At 60.3% G+C, this 17,065-nt stretch carries 16 protein-coding genes, 1 tRNA gene and 3 pseudogenes; 14 read left to right on the top strand and 6 right to left on the bottom strand.

The features are described from left to right. Positions 1-39: 39 nt before the first annotated feature. Complete coding sequence (locus VXM69_RS29995) at positions 40-1,401, bottom strand: ATP-binding protein (protein ID WP_367189692.1); 1,362 nt, start codon at positions 1,399-1,401, stop codon at positions 40-42. Between the two features lie 40 nt (positions 1,402-1,441). Then, on the bottom strand, positions 1,442-2,167 hold the full coding sequence (gene ompR / locus VXM69_RS29990) for a two-component system response regulator OmpR (RefSeq protein ID WP_004199523.1): 726 nt from the start codon (positions 2,165-2,167) through the stop codon (positions 1,442-1,444). Between the two features lie 266 nt (positions 2,168-2,433). Here ompR and VXM69_RS29985 point away from each other — a divergent pair, with 266 nt between their 5' ends. The 3 genes from VXM69_RS29985 (at position 2,434) to VXM69_RS29975 (ending at position 5,638) form a co-directional block, all read left to right on the top strand. Then, positions 2,434-2,712 (top strand): hypothetical protein, encoded by a 279-nt coding sequence (locus VXM69_RS29985; protein WP_034188780.1) that lies wholly within the window; start codon positions 2,434-2,436, stop codon positions 2,710-2,712. Positions 2,713-2,847: 135 nt separating this feature from the next. After that, positions 2,848-4,350, top strand: coding sequence for a DUF1800 family protein (locus tag VXM69_RS29980; protein WP_367190227.1), 1,503 nt, complete (start codon positions 2,848-2,850; stop codon positions 4,348-4,350). Positions 4,351-4,417: 67 nt separating this feature from the next. Beyond that, positions 4,418-5,638 carry a DUF1501 domain-containing protein gene (locus tag VXM69_RS29975; RefSeq protein WP_175027188.1) on the top strand — a complete coding sequence of 407 codons (1,221 nt, stop codon included), beginning with the start codon at positions 4,418-4,420 and terminating at the stop codon, positions 5,636-5,638. A 10-nt stretch (positions 5,639-5,648) separates the two neighbouring features. On the opposite strand, the gene hpnD is transcribed toward VXM69_RS29975, so the two are convergent. Next, a complete protein-coding gene (gene hpnD, locus VXM69_RS29970; protein WP_034188778.1) occupies positions 5,649-6,482 on the bottom strand; it encodes a presqualene diphosphate synthase HpnD in 834 nt (277 codons plus the stop codon). Positions 6,483-6,728: 246 nt separating this feature from the next. On the opposite strand from hpnD, the gene VXM69_RS29965 reads away from it, so the two are divergent. From VXM69_RS29965 to VXM69_RS29945, 5 genes are all read left to right on the top strand, one after another. Beyond that, a tRNA-Leu gene (locus VXM69_RS29965) sits at positions 6,729-6,815 on the top strand. Positions 6,816-6,988: 173 nt separating this feature from the next. After that, a complete protein-coding gene (locus VXM69_RS29960) occupies positions 6,989-8,188 on the top strand; it encodes an integrase arm-type DNA-binding domain-containing protein (RefSeq protein ID WP_069706295.1) in 1,200 nt (399 codons plus the stop codon). Positions 8,189-8,342: 154 nt separating this feature from the next. Further along, positions 8,343-8,804 carry a type II toxin-antitoxin system RelE/ParE family toxin gene (locus VXM69_RS29955; protein ID WP_367189690.1) on the top strand — a complete coding sequence of 154 codons (462 nt, stop codon included), beginning with the start codon at positions 8,343-8,345 and terminating at the stop codon, positions 8,802-8,804. Then, on the top strand, positions 8,695-9,207 hold the full coding sequence (locus VXM69_RS29950) for an XRE family transcriptional regulator (protein ID WP_083286597.1): 513 nt from the start codon (positions 8,695-8,697) through the stop codon (positions 9,205-9,207). Before VXM69_RS29955 ends, VXM69_RS29950 begins: the two co-directional genes overlap by 110 nt. Then, entirely contained in the window at positions 9,204-9,497 is a 294-nt protein-coding gene (locus VXM69_RS29945; protein WP_141727497.1) for a hypothetical protein, read from the top strand. The genes VXM69_RS29950 and VXM69_RS29945 overlap by 4 nt, the downstream gene beginning before the upstream one ends. Positions 9,498-9,775: 278 nt before the next feature. On the opposite strand, the gene VXM69_RS29940 is transcribed toward VXM69_RS29945, so the two are convergent. Then, entirely contained in the window at positions 9,776-10,480 is a 705-nt protein-coding gene (locus tag VXM69_RS29940; RefSeq protein WP_083286596.1) for a sulfotransferase, read from the bottom strand. Positions 10,481-10,626: 146 nt separating this feature from the next. Here VXM69_RS29940 and VXM69_RS29935 point away from each other — a divergent pair. Beyond that, positions 10,627-10,777 (top strand): annotated as a pseudogene (locus VXM69_RS29935) (DUF159 family protein); the annotation flags it as partial. A gap of 122 nt (positions 10,778-10,899) precedes the next feature. On the opposite strand, the gene VXM69_RS29930 reads toward VXM69_RS29935, so the two are convergent. Both VXM69_RS29930 and VXM69_RS29925 read right to left on the bottom strand, forming a co-directional pair. Next, on the bottom strand, positions 10,900-11,697 hold the full coding sequence (locus VXM69_RS29930; protein WP_141727496.1) for a hypothetical protein: 798 nt from the start codon (positions 11,695-11,697) through the stop codon (positions 10,900-10,902). 889 nt (positions 11,698-12,586) lie between these two features. Beyond that, a protein-coding gene (locus VXM69_RS29925) for an IS3 family transposase (protein WP_088578745.1) occupies positions 12,587-13,728 on the bottom strand; the annotation gives its coding sequence in 2 pieces (ribosomal slippage) (positions 12,587-13,476 and positions 13,476-13,728; 1,143 coding nt in all). Between the two features lie 67 nt (positions 13,729-13,795). Here VXM69_RS29925 and VXM69_RS29920 point away from each other — a divergent pair. From VXM69_RS29920 to VXM69_RS29900, 5 genes and pseudogenes are all read left to right on the top strand, one after another. Then, positions 13,796-13,969 (top strand): annotated as a pseudogene (locus VXM69_RS29920) (transposase); the annotation flags it as partial. Positions 13,970-14,405: 436 nt separating this feature from the next. Beyond that, entirely contained in the window at positions 14,406-14,648 is a 243-nt protein-coding gene (locus tag VXM69_RS29915) for a hypothetical protein (protein ID WP_367189689.1), read from the top strand. Between the two features lie 5 nt (positions 14,649-14,653). Beyond that, on the top strand, positions 14,654-15,181 hold the full coding sequence (locus VXM69_RS29910) for a hypothetical protein (RefSeq protein ID WP_367189688.1): 528 nt from the start codon (positions 14,654-14,656) through the stop codon (positions 15,179-15,181). Between the two features lie 202 nt (positions 15,182-15,383). Then, a complete protein-coding gene (locus VXM69_RS29905; protein ID WP_141727503.1) occupies positions 15,384-16,298 on the top strand; it encodes a hypothetical protein in 915 nt (304 codons plus the stop codon). 583 nt (positions 16,299-16,881) lie between these two features. Then, positions 16,882-17,043, top strand: a pseudogene (locus tag VXM69_RS29900) (DUF159 family protein); the annotation flags it as partial. Positions 17,044-17,065: the final 22 nt, after the last annotated feature.

Below are 17,065 nucleotides of genomic sequence, written 5' to 3'. Positions count from 1 at the left end.
GATCGATAGTGTGACGCGCGGGAGGCAGGCGCGCGCGTGTCACGCGGTCGCACGCGCCTTGCCGGCGCCGGGGAATTCGAGCGTGACTTCGAGGCCCGCGTCGGGGTTCCGGTTGCGCAGGCGCAGCGCGCCGCGATAGCGGCCGACGAGCCGCAGCACGATCGCCATCCCGAGGCCCGTGCCGTCCGCCTTGGTGCGTGCGGTGTCGACGCGGTAGAACGGGCGCATCACGAGCGGCAGCTGATCCTCGGGGATGCCGGGGCCTTCGTCGCTCACCGACAGCTCGACGCGCGCATGCGACACGCGGGTCTCGACCGTGATGCGCGAGACGCCGTCCTGCTTGCTCTGGCCATACTTGCGCGCATTCTCGACGAGGTTGCCGATCACGCGGCGCATGTCGGTCTCGTCCGCTTCGATGATCGCGCTCGGCACGAGCCGCGTGCGGATCTCGACGCCGTCCTCGCCCGAGACGCGCGCGGCGACTTCCTGCGCGATCGACGACAGGTCGACCGGCTCGGGCTTGCGCTGCGACGGGCGCGCGTAGTCGATGAAGGCCGCGATGATGCGGTCCATCTGCTCGATGTCGTCGACCATCGCGTCCTTGGTCGCCTGGTCGGACGGGCTCATCTCGGTTTCGAGCCGCAGCCGCGCGAGCGGCGTGCGCAGGTCGTGCGAGATACCCGCGAGCATCAGCGCACGGTCGGCCTCGAGCTGTTCGAGGTCGCGCACCATCTGGTTGAAGCTGCGGTTGGTGTCGGCCGCGACGCCCATCCCGCGCTCGGGCAGCGGTTCGGGCGCCTGGCCCGAACCGACCTGGCGCGCGGCGAGCGCGAGCCGCGAGAACGGCCGGTTCACGAGGCTGGTGATGAACGCGGAGCCGAACAGCGACAGCGCGAGCGCGAACAGCCCCCAGCCGGCCCATTGCAGGCCCGTGACGTTGTCGAGCTGGTCGCGGTCGAGCGCGACCCAGTAATCGTCGTCGTCGATCTTGAAGCTGATCCACACGCCGGGAATGTCGTTGACCGACTGCGCGATCACGGTATCGTCGCCGAGGCGGCTGCGGATGTCGTGTTCGATCAGGCGGTTCAGCGATTCGTCGGGCTGCAGCTTGAACTTGTCGGTCTTTTCGCGCGGGTAGACGCGCACGCCCTCGTTGCTCTCGAGATCCTGCAGCAGCGCGCGCCGCAGATCGGGATCGGAATAGAGCAGGGCGGTGCGCGTGAGCTTGACGACCGCGACGAGCTGCAGCGCGACGCGCTGCGCGCGCGGCTCGCGCTCGATCACGCGAAAGCTCTGGAACCACGCGGCGAGACTGACCGAGATCAGCAGCGCGATCAGCAGGAAGGTGCGCCAGAACAGCCCGCCGAACGCGAGCTGCAGGAGGCGCCGGTCGATACGCATGGGACGGGCCGTGGACGGGCGAAACCGGGAGGGAGAAAGGTCAGGCGGCGCCGTCCGGGATGAACACGTAGCCGAGGCCCCAGACGGTCTGGATGAAGCGCGGGCTGCCCGGATCCGGTTCGATCAGCTTGCGCAGGCGCGAGATCTGCACGTCGAGGCTGCGGTCGAACACTTCGTATTCGCGGCCGCGCGCGAGCTCCATCAGCTTTTCGCGCGACAGCGGCTGGCGCGGATGACGCGCGAACACTTTCAGCACCGAGAATTCGCCGGTCGTCAGCGGGATTTCCTGGCCGGACTTCGTCAGCGTGCGCGTGGCGAGATTCAGCGAGAATTCGCCGAACTCGAACACCTCGGTGGTTTCCGACGGTGCGCCCGGCAGTTCGGCTGGCGCCTGGCGGCGCAGCACCGCATGAATGCGCGCGACGAGTTCGCGCGGATTGAACGGCTTCGGCAGGTAATCGTCGGCGCCCATCTCGAGCCCGACGATGCGGTCGACGTCCTCGCCCTTCGCGGTGAGCATGATGATCGGCGTGCGGTCGTTGCTGCCGCGCAGGCGGCGGCAGATCGACAGGCCGTCCTCGCCCGGCAGCATCAGGTCGAGCACGAGCAGGTCGAAACGCTCGCGTACCCAGAGCTTGTTCATCGCGGTCGCGTTTTCGGCGACGTATACGTTGAAACCCTGTTCGCCGAGATAGCGGCGCAGCAGATCGCGCAGGCGAGGGTCGTCGTCAACGACGAGAATCTTGGAGGGGTTTTTCGTTTCCATGATCGGCATCTTATCGCGAATGGGAATTGACGCACGGCCACGTATTTTCGTGCGTTACAGTCGGTTACAAAATTTACCCGTAGTGTCGCGCCGAGTAAAGGCAGGCTATATAGATTCCTTTACTCGAAGCCGAAATTCGGTAGATACTCCCTGCACTCCATCTTTCATCTTTGTACACCCGATTTCCGCAGGGTTTTTCAAGTACCAGAGGTAGCCGGTTGCCGCGTGACGAAGGGAACAAATCGACCAAAGAAGCGAGGACGGTCATGCGATCTTTCCGGATTGCACTGACGCTGACGATCGCGCTCGCCGGTCCGTATGCGTCGAACTTCGCGTATGCGCAGCGCCCCGAGCAGGGCGCACCGTCGCGCAAGCTGCCGCGCGGCAAAGCGCCGCAGCCAGACCGTGCCGCCGAGGCGACGGTTCGTTCCGCCGTGCCCCCCGATCTCGAACAGCGCCGCCGCGACGGGCACATGACGCCCGAAGAGCGGCACCTGTTGCGCCAGCACATCGAAGATGCCGTTCGCGAGTTGTACAAGCGCTGACACGTGCCGTCCTTGCCCTGCGCGGCCCGCCCCGCGCAGAAAGAATTCGTAGCACTTTTTCGGTCAACTTTCGCGTGCCGAATGCCGTTGTACCGGCATCCGCACCGCCGGTGCGTTCCGGGAGAGTCCATGACGATGAAAGCGAACGCTGCCATACCGGCGTCGTCGCCTGCCATGCAGTCGCCGCTCGATGCCGACGACGCGCTGTTTTTCCTCAGTCGCACCGGTTTCTCTCCCGCGCCCGCCGACGTCGCGCGTGTCGTCGGCATGACGCGCGCGCAGATCGTGGCCGACACGCTCGGCAGCGTGCGCCGCGAACCCGCGACGACATGGCCCGACTGGATCGCCGAGCCGCCGCCGACGCGCGCGCAGCGCCAGGCGCTGACGCCCGACATGCGGCGCGACGAGCAGCGCGAGCGCAACCGCCGCTACGATGAATTGCGTGCCGCCTGGGTCAACGAGATGGTCGTCACGCCGTCGCCGCTGACCGAGCGCATGACGCTGTTCTGGCACGGGCACTTCACGTCGGGCCAGGACAAGGTGCCTTACCCGCAGACGATGGCCGCGCAGAACGCGCTGTTTCGCCGCGAGGCGCTCGGCAACTTCGGCACGCTGCTGCATGCGGTCGCGAAGGATCCGGCGATGCTGCAGTATCTCGACGGCGCGAGCAATCGCAAGGGGCGTCCGAACGAGAATTTCGCGCGCGAGGTGATGGAGCTGTTCACGCTCGGCGAAGGGCATTACACGCAGGTCGACGTGACCGAGGCCGCGCGCGCGATGACGGGCTGGACGATCGATCCCGATACGCTGCGCTTCGAGGTGCGGCCCGACACCCACGACGCCGGCGAGAAGACGATTCTCGGCGAAACGGGGCCGTTCGACGGCGACGGCTTTCTCGACATCCTGCTGAAGCGGCCGGGCACCGCGCGTTTCATCGCCGCCAAGTTGTGGCGCGAGTTCGTGTCCGACACGCCCGATCCGGGGGCGCTCGATACGGTCGCCGACCGGTTCCGCGCGAGCGGTTACGACATTCGCGCGGCGCTCGCCGCGCTGTGGTCGACCGACGCGTTCTGGGATCCGCGCAACCGCGGCGTGCTCGTCAAGTCGCCGGCCGAGTTCGTCGTCGGGTCGGTGCGGCTGTTCGACGTGGCGTACGGCGATCCGCAGATGCTCGCGAACACCGTGCGCACGCTCGGGCAGAACCTGTTCTATCCGCCGAACGTCAAAGGCTGGCCGGGCGGCGCGCTGTGGATCAACAGCACCACGCTGCTGTCGCGCAAGCAGTTCGTCGAACAGTTGTTCCGCGCGACGGAGACGGCCGGCATGCGCGTGCCCGCGCATCCGATGGCGCCGCCGCCGAATGCGCGGGCGCATGCGATGCCGGTGGCCGACATGGCGTCCGCGGCCGGCATGCGCGGCACGCCGGCCAGGCCCGCGCGTGGCGGGCTGCGGTTCGACCTCGAACGCTGGCTCGCGCAATATCGCGCGCGGCCGCAGGCAATCGCCGGATTGTCGACCGAGCTTCAGTTGCAGCACGCGGTGCTGCAACTGTCGCCGGTCGCGGCGATCGACACGGATTCGACCGGCAGCGCGTATCTCGAGGCGCTGCTGATGGATCCGGCCTATCAGCTGAAATGATGCAAACGACGACGAAGCGGGGCGCCGCCGCGGCAAACGTGCCGGACGGCGAACCAAAGGATGCGCGATGAACCGACGTGATTTTCTGACGCTGACCGGCGCCGCGGCCGCGGCCGGCGTGTCGATGTGGCAAGCGCCCGCGATCGCCGCTTCCGCGGCGCAGGCGGGGCGGCAACCGGCGGCCGGGTACGCGAACGTGCTGATTCTCGTCGAGCTGAAGGGCGGCAACGACGGCCTCAATACGGTGGTGCCGTACGCGGACCCGCTGTACTACCAGTTCCGGCGCAGCATCGGCATCAAGCGCGAGCAGGTGCTGCAGCTCGACGCGCACACGGGGCTGCACCCGTCGCTCGCGGCGTTGATGCCGCTGTGGCGTGACGGGCAGGTCGCGGTCGTGCAAGGCGTCGGTTATCCGCAGCCGAACCTGTCGCATTTCCGTTCGATCGAGATCTGGGACACCGCATCGCGCTCCGACCAGTATCTGCATGAAGGGTGGCTGACGCGCACGTTCGCGCAGGCGCCCGTGCCGCCCGGTTTCGCGGCGGACGGCGTCGTCCTCGGCAGCGCGGAGATGGGGCCGCTGTCGAACGGCGCGCGTGCGATCGCGCTCGTCAACCCCGCGCAGTTCATCCGGGCGGCGCGGCTCGCCGAGCCGTCGTCGCTGCGCGAGCAGAACCCGGCGCTCGCGCACATCATCGACGTCGAGAACGACATCGTGAAGGCGGCCGACCGGCTGCGGCCGCGCGGCGGCATGCGCGAGTTCAGGACGGCCTTCCCGGCCGGCGCGTTCGGCACGTCGGTGAAGACCGCGATGCAGGTGCTGGCCGCGTGCGAGGCGTCCGGGCCCGGCGCGCAGGATGGCGTCGCGGTGCTGCGTCTGACGCTCAACGGTTTCGATACGCACCAGAACCAGCCGGGGCAGCAGGCTGCGTTGCTCAAGCAGTTCGCGGAAGGGATGAGCGCGATGCGTGGCGCGCTGATCGAACTCGGGCGCTGGAACCAGACGCTCGTGATGACGTATGCGGAATTCGGGCGGCGGGTGCGCGAGAACCAGAGCAACGGCACCGATCACGGTACGGCCGCGCCGCATTTCGTGATGGGCGGCCGCGTGGCCGGCGGGCTGTACGGCGCGCCACCCGCGCTCGGCCGGCTCGACGGCAACGGCAACCTGCCGGTCGCGGTCGATTTCCGCCAGCTTTATGCCACCGTGCTCGGGCCGTGGTGGGGGCTCGACGCGACGCGCGTGCTGCAGCAGCGCTTCGACACGCTGCCGCTGTTGAAGGCGTGACGCGTAAGGGTCAGCGGCGCCGCGACGCGCGCCACGCGATCCACAGTTTGCGGATCGGCGTCAGTGCGATGCGCTGGTGCAGCACCTGGTAGCCGTCGCGCTCGATTTCGTCGAGCAGCGCGCCGGCCAGCGCGATCTGCGCGCGCAGCGTGCGCTGCGCGCGGCGTTCGGACGCGGGGATCGCCGCGTCGGCGGCGGCGAGCGCTTCGCGCGCGCGGGCCGTCTGGAATTGCAGCAATTCGGTGAAGGCCGGGCTGTAGCGGCGATTCAGCAGATCGGCCGCGGTCACGTTGTAGCGCTGCAGTTCGTCGATCGGCAGGTAGATGCGGCCGTGGCGCGCGTCGTTGCCGAGTTCCTGCACGAACTGCGCGAGCATCAGCGCGCGGCCGGCCTCCGCGGCCCACGGCTGCGGGTCGGCCGGGTTCGCGGCACTTGCGCGCGCAACCAGTGACGCGAACGTGCCGCCCGCCTGAGCGATGTAGCGCTGCAGGTTCGCGAAATCGAGGTAGCGCGCCTGTTCGAGATCCATCCCGTAGCCGTTGACGAGCGTGCGCAACGCATCGGCCTCGGCCGCGATCGCCGGGTGATGCTGCGCGAGTGCCTTCGTGACGGGGTGCGACGGCTGCCCGTCGGCCAGCGCCGCGAGTTCCTTGTGCCACCACGCGAGCTTCGTGTGTCCGACGGTCGGGTCGCTGGTTTCCTTGACGGTTTCCTCGAGTTCGCGGCGCAGCGCGAACAGCGCCGTCAGGCGCGGCTGCGTGGCGAGCGGCGCCTGACGCAGCGCGTAGTAGACGCTGGAGCCCGCGGGGGCGGCCTTTTGCTGACAGTAGTCGTCGAAGTTCACGGGCGGAATCGGGTGGGGGCGGGTTCGGGGGACGCGCGGCGGCGCGGTGCCGAAACGTCGAGCGCGGCATTCTAGCATCGCTGCACGATGGGTGCCGGCGGGGCGAGACAAGGCCGCACGGATCGGGTAGAATCTCGCGCTCGCCTGATCGGGCGTGCCGGTTTTCGGGCCGGCATGAAAGTCCCGGAAGTCCCGGGCGCGTGGCGCACGCATCTTGCGTGCCGCGCGGTCAGGCGACGGAAATGCGCGTGAGTGGCGAAATTGGTAGACGCACCAGGTTTAGGTCCTGACGCCCGCAAGGGTGTGCCGGTTCGAGTCCGGCCTCACGCACCACATATACTCCCAAGCAATCCCATGTTTGGCCAAAAAGCCCCGTCAGTCAAGCACTTACGGGGCTTTTTGTTGCCAGCGTTGCCCAGCGTTTCTCATTGACACCCACGGAACCCGGGGGGCATCGTAGGGGGCAGTTTTCCGGATCTGGGGCATCGAAATGCCCCCTCGCTCAAATGCCCCTTACCGATGTCGCTGTCCGTGCGGCCAAGCCCCGCGAAAAGTCCTACAAGCTGGCCGACGGCCAAGGCATGTACCTCGAGGTCATGCCGAACGGGTCCAAGTACTGGCGGTTGAAGTATCGCATCGACGGCAAGGAGAAACGGATGGCCCTCGGGGTCTATCCGGCTGTCACCTTATTGGCTGCTCGAAAGGCCCGTGACGAGATTAAAGAGCAGTTGCGCGGCGGCCTCGATCCCTCACACGAGAAAAAGCGCGTGAAGGCTCAGCGCAGCCTGGACCGCGAGAACTCATTCGAGCCCATCGCGCGGGAGTGGCACGAGCAGAAGAAGGGCGCTTGGAGCGAGCGACACGCTGACCGAATCATGAAGTTGCTCGAGCGCGAGCTGTTTCCGGTACTCGGTGCACGACCGATCGCCGAGATCACGGCGCCCGAGTTGCTGGCGGCGGTTCGAAAGATCGAGGCTCGCGATGCGATCGAACTTGCGCACAAGACGATTCAGGCAACGAGCCAGATCTTTCGATACGCGATTGCCACCGGCAGGGCGGAGCGCGATCCTGCGCCCGATCTCCGCGGCGCGCTGAAGACTCGTACTGTCGTCCACATGAAGCGCGTCAGCGAGGCGGAACTGCCTGAACTCATGCAGAAGATCGATACGTACGAGGGCGACTATCAGACCCGGCTGGCGCTGCAACTCATGGCGTTGACGTTCGTACGCACGAGCGAACTGCGGTTCGCTGAGTGGAAAGAGATCGACGAAAAGAAGAAGGAGTGGAAGATACCGGCCGAGAAGATGAAGATGCGTACGCCGCACATCGTGCCGTTGTCAAAACAGGCGCTCGAGGTTGTTGCCAAGCTTCGCGAACAGAACGGCCAGAGCCAGTTCCTGTTCCCCAGTCGGTCGAGTTCCAAGAAGCCGATGAGCGAGAACACGATCCTCTACGCTCTGTACCGAATGGGCTACCACTCGCGGATGACGGGGCACGGCTTCCGCGGCCTCGCGTCGACTATCCTGAACGAGCACAATTTCAACCGCGACTGGATTGAGCGTCAACTGGCGCACAGCGAGCGCGACGGCGTCCGGGCGGCCTACAACCACGCCGAGTACCTGCCCGAGCGCCGGAAGATGATGCAATGGTGGGGGGATTACATCGAAGGTCTCCCGCGAGCCGCGGGACTTTCAGGCGCCGGATGACGGGGACAGGGGGAGCGATTACAGTTTGCCCAGCACATTGGTCCAGGACTCTGGCGACAAATTTTCCCGGTTGTTCTTTCATTGTGGTGGTTTCGCTTGCGGATTCTTATAATTACCGTTTGCGCGAGGACGGGAGCCGCGTATCCACAGGTCAGTGGAGACGTCCTGCGAGCCGAACAAATACACGCAAACGGGGACTGACTTGGTACCAAAAGATGGGTGGCAGTGGCGGTGCTATCTGGACCACCGCGGCAATGATGTGATCGACGATTGGGTCAAAAGACTATCCAAGAAGGCTCGCGCGAACTTTTCCCGGACACGGGATCACTTGCGCCACCAAGCGCCTGATGAGTGGGATCGGCCGCACGCAAGCCCGCTCGGAAATCACATCTATGTGATAAGATTCAAGGACGAGAACTCCACGCAACATCGTGCGTTCGGACACTTCCGCTCGAAAAACGATGCATTTGTTCTAACAAACTCCGGAATCGAGAAAGATAACGTCTATGAGCCTTCTACTTATCGACAATCCGCAAACGATGCTCGGGGTGCTTGTGAACAAACCGGCGACGACCGATCACGTCTTTGTTTCGGAAGTAGTGCCAAAACAACGTAGCGCTTATCCTCAATACATATCAATCACGGAGCACGCCCCACACGTGTCGGGGCGTGCAGAATGGGTAGACGAGGAATTCAGACAAGCCTACATGGAAGCAGCTGTCGAGCAAGGAATCGCTTGGCAAATCCGAGCTAATCGCCGAGGGCGAGACTGGAGTCAAGCAGATTTGGCGCGGATGCTGGATACCCAGCAATCTGCTATCAGTCGCCTTGAAGACCCAGAAATCGGCGGTCATACACTAGATACGCTCATGAAAGTGGCGCATGCCTTCGATTGTGCATTGTCAGTGAAACTAATCCCATACTCGCAGCTGGCGTATGAGGCAGATCGGCTGACAAATGAATCTATGTATGCTAGGCCGTTCTGCGATGAGCATGAAATATTTGGAGATCAAGCATGACATCCACCCCCGACACACAAGATCCGGTGACACCAGTCGCGGCCAAACAGCCACTACCTACACTGTTTGTCGATGGCGTGACGCGACTTGGATTTGGACCGGCGGTGTGCCGAATCGAGTTCCATGTCGAACAACTCGACGGACCTCCGCTAGCCGCCCTCTCACTGGTGATTCCCACGCCGGCGATTGTGACTTTTGCCAAGCAGCTAGTGAGTCAGATGACAAGCGTTGAAAGCGTTGACCGAATTCGCGCTGAATTTGATCGCATACTTAAAGAAATGAAGGCGTAGGCGTCGATCAGTGAGCCTAAGCTTATAAAATCTGCGATCCTGGCAAAGCCCCGCTCCATGCGGGGCTTTTCACATCCGGGACGCTGCGTGATGACGATGCTGCTGCGTGGCTCGGAGAGTTTCGTGCAAGTCACCGCATCCCCGCGCGCCGCATCTCCTCGCGTAGCAGATGCATCAGCCGATACAACTGCCCCTGGGCGCCGGCGAGATCGCCCTTGTTGGCGAGGTTTTTGGCCGGCGAGCATGACCGCTCGCTGAGCCTTCAGCGCCAAGCAGGATTAGCTTTGCCAAGCCGAAAAATCTTCACGCAAATACCGAGCCAGCGAAGACACCCGTCCTGCGTATAGTGCATCCAGAATCGGACGCAAAGAGGGGCGCAAGGGAACGCCATCGCCCTCGAATTGCCGCTCTTGCAAAACTGCTCGATCCTCTTCACCAAACCAGCCGTCGGAAACTCCAAGATGAGCTAGGCATCGATTGGCGACGGCGACAGCATCCTCGATCAAATTCTCGTAACGAATGACTAACAAGCGGTCTTCACCGAAGACTGATCGCCAGTTACGAATGCATAGCTCGTAGTCGCCGCGACCCAATGAGCCACGCGACCGGAAATGATCAATGAACCATTCGTCTGATGCTTCCTCATGCGTCATCTCTGCGCGGGCAAGCGCCATGCGTGCTGACGACCAGGCCCGTTCCCGCGGATCCCGAATCATGTAAATCAAGCGCAAGTCCGGCGCGAACGCTCCAACCTCGCGAACGACATCAAGCGGCAAAAAACTGTAGGCGGGCGTAATGTCGCCATTCGTCCGCGTCTCATCTGAAAAAAGGGCAGAGTACCAAGCCAGGCCACGGGCCCGATGCGCGTCCCAAAAATGCACCTCTTTTCCTCCGGGAAACGCGAGGGACGGATGACGAGATAGGGCGTGATATAGCCACGTCGTACCGCACTTTTGTGCACCAATGCCCAAGAATTTCAACATAAGGGATGTCCGCTGTCGCTTTCGAATAATCATCTAAACTCACATTTCGTGAGCGTGCAGATTTTACCGGAATCGCATCGACGACCCCTCCGCAGACATGCGGCGACGGCACGTGAATGGCAGCAGTTGTTCCGGTCACTCCGTACATGCACCGACCATGCGAGGAAGCAGCCGACCGTGATCCTGCGGCCGGACGACTGGAAAGAATGGCTGACGACGTCGAACGTCGAGGCGGCGCGGGAGATGCTTCAACTTTACCCCGCGGACGGAATGGCATGCGCTCCAGCACCCTTATAAATGTACACTTCTTCTTGAAGTGATGGTGGAAGTTATATCCTGCACCGCATAAAAGCGGCGCAGGTTTAATAATTATTAGCGATAATACGACAAGTAAGGCGCTTTATTTCTGAGGTCGGGCGTCAGGGTTTTACGATTGATCCAGTCAAAACATATTTTATTGTCGTAGCCTGGGTGCCGGGTGCGACAGCCGAGTACGAATATTTCATCTTGAAGGATGAGGGGCGGGTTTGCCCGTTAGGTGGAGCAGGACAATCTTTTGTATCATTTTTTGCTTGAACATCAAGCAAGTCTCCTTCGACCAGATCGACTCCGGGAAAAATACTTACCTTTCCGTTAGGATCAGAAAAGCTCGGAGGATCTACCCATCCGGCCGCAACCATGTCGTCTGTCGATTGGACACTACACAATGCATTTCGAACAGTATAGTGTTTCACTCCGCGTTCTGGTGAAGGGGCAACGGTCATCGGATTGGGTTGTGGGTGAGTAAGCTTATATTCCTTCGCGACGCTAGTTGCTGCATCCGCTAAAACAATAGACGGTGACCCTGTGCTTAAAAATACGAGCCACCCTCGACCAACGACCGCTTCCGCGAATGCTCGATCGTTTGCTTCCATCAAGGTATGGGCCGCGACTGAACATCCTGGACATGACGCTTTGATTACAAGCGAGCCAACCGATTGAGAGATTTGATTAATATTACCCCGAACAACATTCCCTGCGATATTTAGGATGTCTGGGAGCGGGTCAACAGCCTTAATGACCGTACCGCCGGATGGCATACACCAGCACGTTGTAAATACACACGACTCATATTGGCCATCTGGACAGGCCACTGCCGTACGGGGAGCTGAAGCAGCAAGCCCAATAATCAGCGCGAACACGGTCACACGAAGCGCGTTGAGAAAATGCTTTGTCATTGTTGGTCCTTTAACTTGTATTGTTTTGGTATCTATGTAAGCGGCCACACAGATGACAAAAGGGTATGCAAAATTTCTCCAAAATCAAGGGTCGCAAACAGATTTCCTTAAATTTTTCGTGGCGTGCCGCCGAGGAGTGAAATCTTGCACGCATTCATATGATCAATATGAATGCGATGGACAGCGCATACTTTGAATGTGACCGGTACGGTTCACTCACCCGGAGCCGAGTCGTTCTCAGCAGACGATAGGCGATGCGGTCGCGGTCTTGACAAGCCCGCATGCACTTTCTGGAAGATGGGGGTAACCAGCCCGATGCTGGACGCGGCGCTGGAGCGTTGCTATGTTCTAACGTGATGAATTACTTCGAAAATGGTCCAGGATTGTGATTCCTGTCGTCGTGGGTCCGAGTCCCATCAGTCACCCCAACAAATTCAAGCAAAAATCCCGGTTCGATGAGCCGGGCTTTTTGCTTTTTGGCGTTCGTATTGCATATTGCTCAGCCCGACCGGTATTCCGTCCAACACCTGGGCGGCGTAAATCGGGAATATCTCGGAAGGCCCGCGCTCGAATCACTTTGCGTTTCCCGGTCGTTGCGCAGACAACGTCCGCACCCGTTCGCACGCGCTGCTGCTTTTCCGCTAAGGTTCGCGCGTGCCATGCCGTTAACTTTCCTGAACAACCCTTGTGCATCAAATGCTGATCCGTTTCCTTACCCGCTTGTGCCGAGCGAGTAACGCCTACTACGTCGAAGAGAAAGTCATCTACCAGGTGACCCTGAACCAGAATTAGTCCCGGTCGGAAGTGGAGATTTCCGGCTTGTTGACCCTGAACCAGAATTAGTCCCGGTCGGAAGTGGAGATTTCCGGCTTGTGACCCTGAACCAGAATTAGTCCCGGTCGGAAGTGGAGATTTCCGGCTTGGTTGAGTTGTCAGGCGAGGCGGATTCCCTTGCCTGACGGGCGAATTCGGCGGGCGTCATCCACTGCAATGCAGAGTGGGGACGCACCTCGTTATAGTACGTGCGCCAGTCGTCGATTTTGCTCTGCGCGTCGGCCAATGACAAGAACCAATGCGCGTTCAGACATTCTTGCCGGAAGCGCCCGTTGAAGCTTTCGACCTTGGCGTTGTCAGTAGGCGTGCCCGGCCGGCTGAAATCCAGTTCGACGCCATGTTCATACGCCCAGCGATCCATTGCCTTCGAGATGAACTCGCTGCCGTTGTCGACCTTGATCGTGGCAGGGTGCCCGCGCATGGCGGTGATACGCGTCAGCGCTTCGACCACATGCTCTCCCTTCAGGCTTTGTCCAACCTCGATGGCCAGGCATTCCCGTGTGTAGTTGTCGACGACGGTCAGAGTCCGAAGGCGTCGCCCATCGAACAGTGCATCCGCAACGAAATCCATGCTCCAAATTTCGTTGATCGCGGTCACGATATGCTTGGGCTGTCGCAGCCGAGCCGATTTGTTACGTCGTGGTCGCTTATGCCGCAGTGAAAGGCCCTCCGCCCGATACAGCCTGTAGACGCGCTTGCAGTTATCTCGCCAGCCTTCCCGTCGCAGGACCACGTGAACGCGCCGATACCCATAGTGCACGCGCGTGGCGGTGATTTCCTTGATACGCATGAGCAGCGCCGACGAATCGCGCGCAACCGACTGATACCGATACAGCGAACGAGACATGCCAAACAACGCGCAAGTCTTCGTCAGGCTGGTTCGATAGCGATCACGCAATTCATCGATCAACATGCGCCGACGGGCAGGCTTCAGAGCTTTTTTGCGAGTACGTCCTGCAACATGGCCTTGTCCAGGCTCAGGTCCGCCACGAGCCGCTTCAGCTTCGCGTTTTCCTCTTCGAGCTGGCGCAAGCGGCGCAGCTCAGAAGGCCCCAACCCTCCGAATTTCTTCTTCCAGTTGTAGAAAGTCGCCTCGCTTATTCCGAGTTTGCGGCAGATCTCTTCGACCTTCGTACCCAGCTCGGCTTGCTTCAGGGCAAATGCGATCTGCTCTTCCGTAAACTTGCTCGTCTTCATGGCATGGCCTTCGTGTCCGCTTGGACACATCATGCCGAATTTCTCTACTTTTGCACCGGACTATTTCTTGGGTCAGGGTCAAGAGAGGAACGGCAATGAAAAGCGATTCACCGAAGAACAGATCATCGGCATCTTGAAGGAAGCCGAGGCTGGCTTGAAGCCGGCGGAGCTGTGCCGCAAGTACGGCATCTCGGAAGCGACCTACTACAACTGGAAAGCGAAGTTCGGCGGGATGACGGTCCGAGCGACGAGGCACGGGCGATTATCGCGCTTATAAAATTTGGTGAGCCAGGTGAGTGGGACTGGTCTCCTGAGCTTTGGGGAACCGCGAACTGTGCTTTCGGCGTGACGGATCATGATGGGAAGCGAATTCAAGGCGTTACTGCCGACCTACTTGTGAAGTATGGGCAGCGGCCGCCTTCCTCGCACTTTCTGTTCACCATCTACAAGCAGGAATTCAAGGCCAGGCGCCGCGTCTATCAGCTTGACCTTCTTTAGAACGGACGGAAGAAGGTGGATCCACATCGAGTGTCCCACGAACACATCGGACGAGATCGGATCGCTGGTGAAGCGGCTTGGCAGCAATACGGTTACGAGGATGCCTTGAAGTAGTTCTGCACAAGGACTAACCTGACTCTCTCCGGTGAGTTGCCGGACCCATATGTTCTTCAACTGCTATGACCACGAACCTTTGCCAAGACATCTGCGGGAAGCTCGGCTTCGGCTGCGAGACGCTGGCGGCCGAGGACGGCGGCATCATGGCGCTCGATACACCGTTCGGCTTCTCGGACGGAACGCCCTTCACTATCTATGCTGAACACCTTAATGGCATGGTGAGATTTTTCGATTCGCAAGAAACACTTTTCCCGCGATGGGAAGAGGCATCCGTTCGTTTCAATCGCGGAAGTACCAGTCGATAAGATCTTTGGTTGCGAAGTACGACGTGCTCGTCAGCGAGTCTGGTGAGATTGAATCGTACGTGCAGGACTCGAAGATGCCTGCAGGTTTCGCGCGCTACGTGAGTGCGTTGTTGGACGTATCAGATTGGGTCGACGAAAACGCCGGTACCGATTTAGCGGATAAACAATCCAGGCTTGTGCAAGAGGCTCAGTTGTATTTGACGGCGATTCATCCGGACACGCCGGCTGTGAAAAGTACTGTTCGAGCACGTGGGATGTCAGGGAAGGAGTATGGATTTGACTTGATGCAAGGCGAAACTCAGATCGATGCCATTTCAGCTCATCCGGCAGCCGCCGCGTCGGAGCTTTACAAATTGGTCGATCTTCGTGGCAAGCCGCTAACGGCTGACATGTCGATCATCGTTGTGATCGACGACCGTGGATCGATCGATCAAGCTGATAAAGAGGCTTCGGTGCTTGGCCAGTATGCAGAAACATGGCCAATGCGGCGCCTTATTCACGCTGCATCAACAGCGACACCAATTCGTCACTAACTGTGATTCCTGCCCCGCTCCGAGCGGGGCTTTTCACATCTGCAACCTGCGCGACGATGACGCAGTTGCATGGGCTGGGGAATTACCTGCCAGGCAACCGCAATGACAAGGACCCGTCATGACGACTAGAAAGTTCGCAGTGTGGTTGACGTTTCTGCTTACGTCGGCGGTGGGCACAAGCGCTTATGCGGATCAGTCTGGGATGCTGATTCAGAAGGGACCAAACAATCGATACAACTATGTTCCCAGCATGATCATGCTGGCGGACGGGACGCAGAAAATGTGGTGGTGTGCGGGCGGGGCATCGAGCGACGTTATTCTTTACCGCTCAATCAATGCCAACACGCAGCAGATTATTACGGATACGACGCAGGTTCTTGCGGAAGGTGTGAGTGGGTCATGGGATTCTGTATTTGTGTGCGACCCATCGGTGATCATGGGGGATTTTACCTATCCTGATGGTAGTGGGGCGCATTACTCGTATTTGATGTACTACACCGGGACTGATAATTCTACCAATGGGGGAATTGATAACGGTGTCGGGGTTGCATATTCCAATGACGGGGTCACTTGGCGGAAGTGGCCGTTCCCGATATTGCGTACTTCGTCGGCGGAGTATGGAATTGGCGAGCAGTCTGCAATAAGCGCGGATGGGAAGTCTGCAGTGTGGTTGTTCGTCCTGCAGAAGCTCGACTCGTCGCCTCAGCACTACCACTTGTACTACTCGACAGACGGGGTGCACCTGCAATACAAGTTCCAGGTCTCAGAGTCTGGTGTGATAGGGAATTTCATCACCGAAGCCGATTTCGCGTTTGACTACAATGGCGGAAATGTCTATATGGTCACAAATCGTATAAACGATGAGGCGACAATGGACGTTTATCAGATGCCGTGGACCAGTTTGAGCAATGGCACCTGGCAACACTTCGCGTCACTTGGTGCGAATGGAACCTATAAGCCTACCCCGGCAAGCTACAAGTACAATGGAGGGGCAGGTTTTCTGCGGAATGAATTTGGCAACAACTCAACCTGGCTGCCGATGATCGAGGTATTTTTCGGCGCCGGATTGGTTATTGACCAAACGGACATGTGGTGGTGGCAAACGACCGGTAACTGAGCGACGATCACCGCATGCCCGCGCGCCGCATCTCCTCGCGCAGCAGATGCATCAGCCGGCGCAACTGCCCCTGTACGCCGGCGATGTCGTCGTGTCTATCGTTGTGACGCTGCATCTATGGGGCGGCCACGCAGGCTTATCGACCGTCCCTGTACCTCTAGTTGCTGCCGCTCATGACAGTATTCGGAGCTCCTGTATGCGGCGCCCCGGTGTTGGGTGTGCTAGTCACCGACTCGCATGAACAGGGTTCGGATGTCACCTTGCATTGTTGACCTTTTTCGTCGGTCCAGATCGTTTGCTTGATCGAGTGAGGGTTTTTGGCGCACGCGCACTGCACATACTTGGACCCAGTTGGATTACAGGACGCGTGGGCTTGCATCGCAAAGATCGATGTCGACAGAAGCAGGCCAACCAGAAGGATTTTTTTCATTCTTGATCTCCGTGCGTGAATGAGGAATTGTTATTCGCACCTCGTGGTGTCCCTACGGGGCGTGCACCAAAGGTGCTACGGAGATTTATAGACGAAGATTGTTGGCTCTATCGGACAAATTCGTGCGATACAACGACATTGAGTCCATGACACCCGATCATGATGCACATGCACCGGTCAGGTGAGGAAAAGCGGTCGGTCGTGATCCTGCGGCCGGACGACTGGGAGGAGTGGCTGACGACGTCGAACGTCGAAGCGGCGCGGGCAATGCTCCGGCTCTATCCAGCGGAGGCCATGGTTACGGAGCCACAGTAGCTTTTGATTGCTCCAAAAACGT

The sequence above is a fragment of the Burkholderia sp. Ed8 genome (assembly GCF_040761425.1).
Lineage (GTDB): Bacteria > Pseudomonadota > Gammaproteobacteria > Burkholderiales > Burkholderiaceae > Burkholderia > Burkholderia seminalis.
Note: the sequence above shows the minus strand (reverse complement) of the source record. Positions and strands in the feature narration are given on the sequence as shown.